This is a genomic window from Streptomyces sp. NPDC002690 (genome assembly GCF_053592415.1).
This window is the reverse complement of the sequence record NZ_JBSFVR010000372.1, coordinates 1-7365: the sequence shown is the minus strand read 5'-3', so window position 1 is coordinate 7365 and position 7365 is coordinate 1. Positions and strand designations below refer to the sequence as shown.

Annotated in this window: 8 protein-coding genes and 1 pseudogene; 3 read left to right on the top strand and 6 right to left on the bottom strand. The window is 72.1% G+C overall.

Annotation, left to right across the window (positions count from 1 at the left end; all coding sequences use genetic code 11):
- Positions 1–602 (bottom strand): phosphoenolpyruvate carboxylase (locus ACWD3D_RS30820; RefSeq protein ID WP_450771946.1); only part of this gene is annotated, 602 nt, incomplete at its 3' end.
- A gap of 350 nt (positions 603–952) precedes the next feature.
- Between ACWD3D_RS30820 and ACWD3D_RS30815 the strand changes: the two genes are divergently transcribed.
- Both ACWD3D_RS30815 and ACWD3D_RS30810 read left to right on the top strand, forming a co-directional pair.
- Positions 953–1957, top strand: a complete 1005-nt coding sequence (locus ACWD3D_RS30815; RefSeq protein ID WP_451464037.1) for an acyl-CoA desaturase — start codon at positions 953–955, stop codon at positions 1955–1957.
- Positions 1954–2640: a TetR family transcriptional regulator gene (locus ACWD3D_RS30810; protein ID WP_451464036.1), complete on the top strand. Its 687-nt coding sequence runs from the start codon at positions 1954–1956 to the stop codon at positions 2638–2640. Before ACWD3D_RS30815 ends, ACWD3D_RS30810 begins: the two co-directional genes overlap by 4 nt.
- A gap of 75 nt (positions 2641–2715) precedes the next feature.
- Here the strand turns inward: ACWD3D_RS30810 and ACWD3D_RS30805 are convergent, their stop codons facing one another.
- The 3 genes from ACWD3D_RS30805 to ACWD3D_RS30795 form a co-directional block, all read right to left on the bottom strand.
- Entirely contained in the window at positions 2716–3294 is a 579-nt protein-coding gene (locus ACWD3D_RS30805) for a Uma2 family endonuclease (RefSeq protein ID WP_451464035.1), read from the bottom strand.
- Positions 3295–3387: 93 nt separating this feature from the next.
- Positions 3388–4113: a hypothetical protein gene (locus tag ACWD3D_RS30800; protein WP_451464034.1), complete on the bottom strand. Its 726-nt coding sequence runs from the start codon at positions 4111–4113 to the stop codon at positions 3388–3390.
- A gap of 90 nt (positions 4114–4203) precedes the next feature.
- Positions 4204–5007, bottom strand: a complete 804-nt coding sequence (locus ACWD3D_RS30795; RefSeq protein ID WP_451464033.1) for a trans-aconitate 2-methyltransferase — start codon at positions 5005–5007, stop codon at positions 4204–4206.
- A gap of 87 nt (positions 5008–5094) precedes the next feature.
- On the opposite strand from ACWD3D_RS30795, the gene ACWD3D_RS30790 reads away from it, so the two are divergent.
- Positions 5095–5592: a MarR family winged helix-turn-helix transcriptional regulator gene (locus ACWD3D_RS30790; RefSeq protein ID WP_451464032.1), complete on the top strand. Its 498-nt coding sequence runs from the start codon at positions 5095–5097 to the stop codon at positions 5590–5592.
- Here the strand turns inward: ACWD3D_RS30790 and ACWD3D_RS30785 are convergent.
- Both ACWD3D_RS30785 and ACWD3D_RS30780 read right to left on the bottom strand, forming a co-directional pair.
- Positions 5551–6321, bottom strand: a complete 771-nt coding sequence (locus ACWD3D_RS30785) for a response regulator transcription factor (protein WP_451464031.1) — start codon at positions 6319–6321, stop codon at positions 5551–5553. The two genes, ACWD3D_RS30790 and ACWD3D_RS30785, sit on opposite strands and share 42 nt — an antisense overlap.
- Before the next feature lie 508 nt (positions 6322–6829).
- A pseudogene (locus ACWD3D_RS30780) lies at positions 6830–7288 on the bottom strand (galactokinase); the annotation flags it as partial.
- Positions 7289–7365 lie beyond the last annotated feature (77 nt).

The window sequence follows — 7365 nt, the reverse complement described above, 5'->3', positions numbered from 1 at the left end:
TAGATGGCGTTACGGGCCTCGTCGGCCGGCTCCGGGCGGACGACGCGCAGCTCGTCGGTCTGCCAGATGAGGTCGATGTTCTCCGCGAGCCGCAGGTCGACGCGGCGCCGGTCGGCCTCGATGACGGGCGTCTCCAGCAGGGCGGCGATGCGGCGGAGCTTGTTCAGCACCGAGCGGCGGGCGGCCTCGGTGGGGTGGGCCGTGAACACGGGCCGCACGTTCAGGTTCTTGACCGTCTCGCGCAGGTGCTCGGGATCGGCGTCCTTGAGGCGGTCGGCGGTACGGGCGAGGAGCCCGCCCTCCGCGGCACGCCGGTCACGCATCTCGTGGGCGCGGTGCACCTGCTCGGTGACGTTGGCCAGGTGGAAGTAGGTGGAGAAGGCGCGCACGAGCTGCGCCGCGGTCTCCAGGTCGGTGTCACCGAGAAGTTCGGCCGCCGCTTCGCCGTCCGTGCGGGTGAGGGCGCGAACGCGTTCGACGAGTTCGAGGAGTTCCGGGCCCTCCTGGCGTACCAGGGTCTCGCCCAGCAGGTCGCCGAGGCGGCGGATGTCGGCCCGCAGTTCGGGGCTGCTGGCGGCAGGGGTCTGGTCGGCACTGCTCACAGTGTGCGGCTCCTTGCAGTGGTTGAGCACGAATCCGGGGCCAACGGCCGCAGCGTGCTGTTGCCGCCCCCGGGACGAGCGGGGTGCGGACCGCGCTGTCCGACCCTTCAAGGATATGTGTCACCGGCGTCGGCGCGTCCGGTGGCCTCAAAGGGTGGGACGGGCGGAGCATCCGGCAGCGGAATCCGTACAGGCTTTACCCGTACGGGGGCAGGGGATACCACGAACGGCGCACAGAACGTGGTCTGGTGGTGTGGGCCGCGTCACGGCGGTACTTACGATCCCGTAGGTTACGGTCCCGTAGCCCAAGGTCGATTCCGATTTGTTCTCCTCACCCCCCGGGGGATCACATGACCATCAGCCCCGATCTGACCGACCAGCCGGACCCCCCGGCAGGACCCGATCCCGGCCCTCTCCCGTCCGCCACGCTGGGCGGCGACAGCAAGCGGTCGATCGAACAGATCGCGCTGCTCCTCTTCATCGTGGTGCCGTTCGCGGCCCTGGTCGCGGCGGTCCCGCTGACCTGGGGCCACGGCGTCAGCTGGCTCGATCTCGGGCTGATGGTGGCGATGTATTACATCGGCTGCCACGGCGTCACGATCGGTTTCCACCGCTACTTCACCCACGGCTCCTTCAAGGCGAAGCGCCCCCTGCGCATCGCGCTGGCCGTGGCCGGCTCGCTGGCGGTGGAGGGCCCGCTCGTGCGGTGGGTCGCCGACCACCGCAAGCACCACCGGTTCTCCGACGCGGAGGGCGACCCCCACTCGCCGTGGCGTTTCGGCGAGACCCTGCCGGCCCTGATGAAGGGCCTGTGGTGGGCGCACATCGGCTGGATGTTCAACGAGGAGCAGACCCCGCAGCAGAAGTACGCCCCCGACCTGGTCAAGGACCCGGCCATAAGGGCGATCTCCCGCCACTTCCTGACCTTCACGATCATCTCGCTGGGTATCCCGCCGCTGGTCGGTGGTCTGGTGACGATGTCCTGGTGGGGTGCGGCGACGGCGTTCTTCTGGGGTTCGCTGGTCCGCGTGGCGCTGCTGCACCACGTCACCTGGGCGATCAACTCGATCTGCCACGCGGTGGGCAAGCGCCCCTTCAAGTCCCGCGACAAGTCGGGGAACGTGTGGTGGCTGGCCGTACTGTCCTGCGGCGAGTCCTGGCACAACCTGCACCACGCCGACCCCACCAGCGCCCGGCACGGGGTGATGCGCGGACAGATCGACTCCAGCGCCCGGCTGATCCGCTGGTTCGAACAATTCGGCTGGGCGTACGACGTCCGGTGGCCGGACGCCGACCGCATCGACTCACGACGCAAGGAGTCCCGGCGCAAGGCCGTGCCCGCAGACGCGGCATGATGGTCACCGTGGCGACCGACGGCAGCACGAGCAGCGAGAAGAGCAGCCCTCCCCCCGCGCGCCGGACCCGGCGGGTCCGGATGACCGGGAAGGAGCGACGCGAACAGCTGCTGGACATCGGTCGCACCCTCTTCGCCGACAAGGGGTTCGAAGGGACCTCGGTGGAGGAGATCGCGGCGCGCGCCGGGGTCTCCAAGCCGGTGGTGTACGAGCACTTCGGCGGCAAGGAGGGCCTGTACGCCGTCGTGGTCGACCGGGAGATGCGCCAGCTGCTGGACATGGTGACGGGCGCCCTCACCGCGGGGCACCCGCGTGAGCTGCTGGAGCAGGCGGCGTTCGCGCTGCTCGACTACATCGAGACGTACACGGACGGCTTCCGCATCCTCGTCCGGGACTCGCCGGTCGCCCAGTCGACGGGCACCTTCGCCTCGCTGATCAGCGACATCGCCACGCAGGTGGAAGACATCCTGGGCATGGAGTTCAAGGCCCGCGGCTTCGACCAGAAGCTGGCCCCGCTCTACGCGCAGGCGCTGGTCGGCATGGTGGCCCTCACCGGCCAGTGGTGGCTGGACGTCCGCAAGCCCCGCAAGGCGGAGGTGGCGGCGCACCTGGTGAACCTGGCCTGGCACGGCCTGGAGAACCTGGAGTCCAAGCCCCGGCTGATAGGGCACCGCAAGAGCTGAGGCAAGGTCGCGTACACACGCGGAAGGGGTCCCGCCACCTGAGTGGCGGGACCCCTTCGCCGTACGGCCGGACGGTCAGCGCACCCAGTCCTTGAGCGGTTCGGTGTCGAGGGCGAAGCCGACGGGGGTGGGGATCTCGATGGTCTTGCCGAAGGGGCGGCGCAGGATCTTGGTGTAGGAACCGGCGTCGGGCTCGCTGTACACGAGGGCCTCGCAGGTGTCACGGTCGATCAGCAGATACACCGGGATGCCGGTCTCGGCGTAGGCGGCGGGCTTCTCTTCCCTGTCGCGCCGGTCGGTGTCGGCGTCGTAGGACGTGACCTCGACGATCATGAGGACCTGATCGGGGAAGGCCCATTCACCCTGGCCGGCGAAGGCTCCCTCGGGTGCGAGCGTGCCGTCGGGCTTGGCGTTGCCGTTGCGGTAGGTCTCGATCTTCAGGCCGCGCTCGGGGTAGAGCCACAGTTCGGGGCGGTGCTGCATACAGCGCCGCGTGAGCCAGCGAATGATCTCGTCGTGGTCGCCGTCGGGCACGGCCTTGACCCCCAGCCTGCCGTGGACGAACTCCAGGCGGACGCCCTCGCGCTCGGCGGCTGCGGCGATGCGCTCGAACTCCTCGGACCGCATCTGCGGCCGGTGTTCCATGACCGTCACTGGGCACCTCCTGCTCCCAGTTTATGGGCCGCCCCACGATTCGTGGTGGATCGGAGCACGGTGCCGTGTACGGGCCGGGCGTCGGGAGACCTGTCAGCCGTGCAGCCAGACGCGCAGCGGGCCCGTGGCGGTGAAGCCGTGGCGCAGGGCGGTGTCGAGCTCCTCGCCGTGTTCGTAGCCGACCACCGGCAGCCCGGGGAAGAGCCGGTGTGCCGCGTCCAGGGCCCCGGGCCAGGCGGCGTCGGTGCCGCCGTGCCGGGCGAAGACGTTGGAGAGGCCGAGCACACCCCCGCCCGGCACGCCGTCACTGCGGCTCGCCACCGCCCCTGCGGTGATCCGGCCGTCCGGGGCGCGGGCGGCGAGCAGGAAGGTGCCGGAGTCGTCGAGGAGGGCGGGCCGGAAGAGGTCCGCGTCGCCGCCGCCGTCGTCCCAGGCGTCCGCCCAGGCACGTACCGCGTCCGGGTCCTCGGCCACCTCCCACGGAGCGTCGGAGAGGGCGGCGGGCGGGCCGGCCGGGCGGTGAATCCACTCGGCCTCGAACAGCACCCGGAATCCGGCCGCCGTCAGGTCGAGGTCGGCGAAGCTGTCCTTGACGGTGGCGCCGGGCGCGGTGAGGTCGATGCGTCCGGTGACCTCGGCCGGATCGGCGCCGGGCACCAGGGTCACCGCGTCGGGGTAGTAGGGCGGTGTGCGGACCGGTGCCGCCCATGCCAGCGCCCCGAACTCGCCCGGCACCCCGTGGGTGCGGCTCATCACCGCGCACCAGGCGGCGTTGTTCCGGGCCGACATCAGGACCAGGGACCGCTTCGTCGTCGTCACGGGTACAGAGCCTGCACCGGGGCGGGGCGCTCCGTCGAGGGCTTTTCGCCGGTTACCCGGCGTCCGCGCCGCGGAACGGCGGTGCGGCGCTCACGCCTCGCCCTTCCGGGCGACGGCGAAGATCCGCCGGAACGGGAAGACGGTGCCGTGCGGGCGCTGCGGGTAGGCGGTGCGCAGCAGGTCCCGGTACTCGGTGAGGAAGGCGTCTAGGGCTTCGGGGTCGTCGGCGAGGGCGGCGAGGACCGGGCGCAGGCCGGTGCCCCTGACCCAGTCGAGCACCGGATCGTCGCCGTGCAGGACTTGGAGGTACGTGGTCTCCCAGACGTCCACCGTCACGCATCCGGCGGCGGTGAGCCGGTCGTAGTAGGCGGCGGGCTCCAGGACCGCGTCCTCGTGGCGCAGCAGGCCGCCGAGGCGGCTCCGCCAGCGGGGGGACTCGGCGAGTCCGCGCATCAGGGCGTGGCTGGGGGCTTGGAAGTTGCTGGGTACCTGGAAGGCGAGGGTGCCGCCGGGAGCGAGCCCGTCCAGCCAGGCGGGGAAACGGTCGGCGTGGCCGGGGACCCACTGGAGCAGGGCGTTGGAGACGATCAGGCCGTACGGCTCCGAGGGGGCCCAGTGCGCCGCGTCCGCCTCGGCGAAGTCGAGCGAGGCGGTGGTGTGGGCGCGGGCCTTCTCCAGCATCTGCGGGGAGTTGTCGTACCCGGTGATCCGGGCCCCGGGCCACCGGTCGGCGAGGAGGCGGGTGACGTTGCCCGGTCCGCAGCCGAGGTCGGCGATGCGGGGGCGGGAGCCGCCGGGGAGGTCGCCCACCCGGGCGAGGAGATCGAGGAACGGGCGCGCGCGGTGCTCGGCGTGGCGGAGATACTGACCGGGGTCCCAGACGGATTCGCTCATGCCGTCAGCATCTCCATCGATTATCTTGACGTCAAGACACTTGAGACCAAGAGACTTCATGTCGAGGGACCCTCTACACTGATCGACATGGAGGACGAGGTCGACCGTCTGGTCGCAGCATGGCGCCGCGAGCGCCCCGACCTCGACGTGGAACCACTAGAGGTCCTCAGCCGGGTGTCGCGCCTCGCGCGCCACCTCGACCGGGCCCGCCGCATCGCGTTCTCCGAGCACAGCCTGGAGCCCTGGGAGTTCGACGTCCTCACGTCGCTGCGCCGGGCCGGCGCCCCGTACCAGCTCTCCCCCGGCCAGTTGCTCACGCAGACCCTGGTCACCTCGGGCACGATGACCAACCGCATCGACCGGCTCACCAAGAAGAACCTGGTGGAGCGGCTCCCCGACCCCAACGACCGACGCGGGGTACTGGTCCGGCTCACCGCCGAGGGGCGGGACAAGGCGGACCAGTCACTGGCCGGACTGCTCGACCAGGAACGCGCCATCCTCGGCGAACTCTCCCCGCGTCAGCGCGGCGAACTCGCCAACCTGCTACGCCAGTTGACCGCCCCGTTCGACAACGTCCCCGGGTAGTTCCACCACTTCGGACGCCAGGTCGACCGGCCCCACGCCCGCCCGGCGGGCCAGGGCCACGGCCGCCAGCGTCGAATGCACCCCGAGCTTGCCCAGCACGTTCTGCATGTGGGTACGGACCGTGTGCGGCGAGAGGTAGAGCCGCTCCGCCACCGCCTTGCGCCCCAGCCCCGCGACCATGCAGCGCAACACCTCCCGCTCGCGCGGGGTGAGCGACTCCACCAGCAGTTCACTCTCGGTGCGGTGCTTGCGCGCGGCCGTCAACTCCCGCAGTACGCCGGTGAGCAGGGCCGGCGGCAGATGGGTCTCACCGCGCAGCACTCCACGGATGACCGCCAACAGGCGTTGCAGGGAACAGTCCTTGGCGACCCAGCCGGAGGCACCCGCCTGGAGCGCCGCCGCCGCCCGGCGCGGGTCGTCCCGCTCGGCCAGCACCACCGTGCGGACACCCGGACGGCCCTCACGGACCCCCGCGACGAGGGAGATCCCGTCGACCGGGCCGCCCTGCTGCGGGACCCCGCCCGCCGACGCCCCGCCCCCCAACTCCGCGTCCACCAGCATCACGTCGTAGGCGCGGCCCTCGGTCACGGCGCGGTCGAGGCAGCGCAGTGCGGCCGGGCCGCTGCCTGCGGCGGCCACGTCGACATCCGGCTCGGCGGCGAGCGCCGCGGCGAGCGATTCGGCGAAAATACGGTGGTCGTCAACCACGAGCACCCGGATACGGGCCACGTCTACCCCCCAGCGGAACGGTCCCGGGCCGCCGTCCTGAGGCCGGACCCGGGTGGGAACGCGTCGGGGCGGTCGTGACGCCCGGGCCCCGCAGAGGGAGGACCGTCCGCCCGGCACCGCCGCGCGTGCCGAGCCGCCGTCCGTACCCGGGTGCCGCACCGCCCGTCTCGGCCCCTGAACGGCACCGGCCCCCACCGGTGCTGCGCATCAGCGTACGGGCGTACGGGGAACCGGGAAGCTGATTCGCGGAAACGACCGTCCCCGGCGTTCAAAGGGTGCTTCCTGTCCCGTCGTGGGACGGAAGTGGACGAATGAGGGCGCATTCTGCGCCGGTCGGGGGGGGGGGCACACGGAACAGGCCCCGGCCCTCGCGCACGCCCCCGGAGCGCTGCTCGTACGCCCGGCACCGCCCGCACGGCACCACCCGCGCGCACGGCAGAGCGCCGGGACACGGCCGGTGGGCCGGTCCCGGCGCTCGTGACACGCGGGTGCGGTGCGGGCCGGGCGGTCAGACCAGGCGGCGCGCGCCCTGCGAGGGGACCGCGGCGAAGATGCCCGGGGCCGCGTGACCGGCCGCCGCGAAGGCGTCGAGCACGGACTTGGTGACCGCCTCCGCGTCGGACTCCTCGACCAGCACGATCGCCGAGCCGCCGAAACCGCCGCCGGTCATGCGGGCGCCGAGCGCCCCGGCCGCGTTCGCGGTGGCCACGGCGAGATCCAGCTCCTCGCAGGAGACCCGCAGGTCGTCGCGGAGCGAGGTGTGGCCTTCGGTGAGCACCGGGCCCGCCGCGCGTACGTCCCCGGCGTCGAGCAGCGCGATGACCTGCTCCACCCGGGCGTTGTCGCTGACCACGTGGCGTACGTAGCGGACGACGGACTCGTCCGCGCCGGCCGCCTCAAGGCGGGCGAGGGCGTCGGGGAGGTCCTCGTGACCCAGCTCGCGCAGCTTGCCGAGCCCCAGCAGGCGGGGCCGACCGGTCCGCGCTGGATCGAGACGTTCGCGCCCGAGACCCCGGCGGCTCCTCTGCACCCCAACGCCTCGGG